3 protein-coding genes are annotated in these 2,395 nt (G+C 39.0%); all 3 read left to right on the forward strand.

All coding sequences use genetic code 11. The annotated features are described in order from the left end of the window. A partial coding sequence (locus LY28_RS18675) for a hypothetical protein (protein WP_207658149.1) occupies window positions 1-207 on the forward strand: 207 nt, incomplete at its 5' end. A gap of 105 nt (window positions 208-312) precedes the next feature. Continuing rightward, entirely contained in the window at window positions 313-756 is a 444-nt protein-coding gene (locus tag LY28_RS18680; protein WP_110463680.1) for a hypothetical protein, read from the forward strand. Further along, the coding region (locus LY28_RS18685; protein ID WP_207658151.1) for a hypothetical protein at window positions 757-2,395 on the forward strand (1,639 nt) is incomplete at its 3' end.

Genomic DNA, 2,395 nt, shown 5'->3' on the forward strand with positions numbered 1-2,395 from the left:
GGAAGAAAATCTACGGGTATGGAATATAATTGGAAAATAACAAGAATTGAAGCACCCGAATGCCTTTTGAAGGATAAGGATGAAATGATGGATATTATAAAAGATGCTCTAATAGCATATGATACAGGTGATAAAAATTATTCCTATGTAAAAGTAAATTTTGAATATATAGCTTCACCTTGGTTTATCAAGGAGGTGAACAAATAATGGCTGCTATTGGGTACATAATTGATTATGTGGAATACTGAATGAGGTAAGTATGATTTTTGATAATATTATTAAAAAATATTTTTATAAAAAGGAGACAAAATTATGGCATTTGTGTATGAGAAGATACCGGAAGGTGACAGGAAGTATTTTAATTCTTTTAATTTAAAAAGTCCTTTTACAGATAAACTCTTATATTCAAGAGAATGGACAATAGATAGGGAACGAGAAGTTTTTATGGTAGGTTTGGGAGGACAGGGTACATATGAATCGGAAATACCAATGTATTATGCACTTGTATGGGGAAAAAGCGTAATATTTTTAGATACCTTTTGTAATGGTAAGGGAGATTATGATACCGGTATAGAAATGTGGTGGAAAATAACAAAAATCAAAGCACCTATATGCTTATTAAAGGATAATGACAAGATGATTGAGATTATTAAGGAGGCCTTCGACGCAATGGGTTTTGCAGGCATTAGAAATTGTGTCAAAAGGGTTAACTTTGAGTATATAGCTGAGCCTGTATATATGCAGGAGGTGAAATAAATGGATACTGATATACAAAGTATAATTGATTATATTGATTCATGGAGAAGTGAAAATGGTTTGGCTGAAGGGAAAACTTTAACTCATGAACAGACTGCAAAATTAGCTGTTGATGTTCAGAATAAAATAGGTCAGCTTTCTTTTGAAGCACCTACGAAGGGAGCTAATATTATTCCATATAGCGGGCAGATTGGAGATACATATGCATATCAACTTGCTAAGGCATCTTCCCAAAGTAGTAGTGGTACTTTATGCTATATTAGTGATATCCAAGCAGGAGAAATACTTATTAGCACTGAATTTAGGATTTCACTTCAACGTGCAGTGGGGAATATTGATATTGCAAATAATCTGATAGACGGTTCTAAAGTAAACGGTGTCCGTACAGCTTACGGTATAGATAATATTCTGGCATATAATGACTTTGTTTCAAAGAACGCAATGCTTACAAATGCTCATGGCAATGTAATTACTTATACAGGAGGAGCAACGCTAGATATTAATACCAACGCCTCAAGCAATGTATGGGCTCTAACTGAGCTGCCTACTTTGCTTGAAATGTCTAAAGTCACAAGCATTGACGGAATACCAAAGGAGCAGCTACTCAGTCTTAAAGATAGTCTGATAAACGGTAAATACTCCGAAAGCCAAGCGTTGGAGGTTATACGTGAAGTGGTATCATACCAGTCTCGTCAAAATATGGCAGGAGTAGATGTTTATATGGGAGAAGTATTTGAAGCGGCTCCTAATGGTGAAATAACTATAAAGAAAGTAATTCTTGGTGCAGACACCTCAAAGCTTACAGGCAACTCTCCTATTGATATTCCTGATGGTACAAAAAGTAAAATGACTCTTGCAGAGATTATGGGACAGGCATCAGATGCTGAAATAAGAGCAAAATATCCTTCTATAGATGAATATGTATCAAAATTAGGAGAATCAAACCCTGAAATTGTCAGGCAAACGATGGATGCCGTAAAGGCTATTGAGCAAAATGCAGGCAATTCATCTGCTTCTGATTTCAGAAATCAATACCCCGCACTGACAAATGCCGCTGAAAGCTTGAGGGAAGCAAAATATCTTAAAGCCCGAGGTATAACCTTCAAGGCGCTTGGAGCTGTGGGAGCCTTGTTAATAGCAGTAGATTGCGTAAACATGATAGGTGAGGCGGATAAAGCTTATAAAGCAGGTGACACTGAAGCAGGGAATAAAATTGTGCGCGACTGGACTCTTGAAACGGCAGGAGGCTTTGCAACAGCTGCCGCATTTGCAGAGGCGGTTGCGCCTTTCGCTTTAGCTCTGGGCACCTGCGGAGGGCCCTTAGGTATCGCGGGAGGAATCCTGCTTGAGCTTGGAGCAGGTGTTGTTGGCTGGATGGTCGGCAGTGAGCTTGGACATGCTGTCAGTGATTTTATTGGATGGCTCTTTGGAGAGGCTGAAGGTGCAAGTCCTCCCAGAATTGACCCTATTATCTTTGATTTAGACGGGGATGGAGTAGAAACGCTAAGTGTACAAAACGGGGTTCATTTTGACCTTGATAATAACGGATTCTCTGAAAAAAGCGGCTGGGTGGGCAGTGACGACGGGCTTCTGGTATTTGACAGAGACGGCAATGGCACAATTGATGCAGGTAAGGAGC

Origin of the sequence: Ruminiclostridium sufflavum DSM 19573 (assembly GCF_003208175.1) — a bacterium.
GTDB lineage: Bacteria > Bacillota > Clostridia > Acetivibrionales > DSM-1351 > Ruminiclostridium > Ruminiclostridium sufflavum.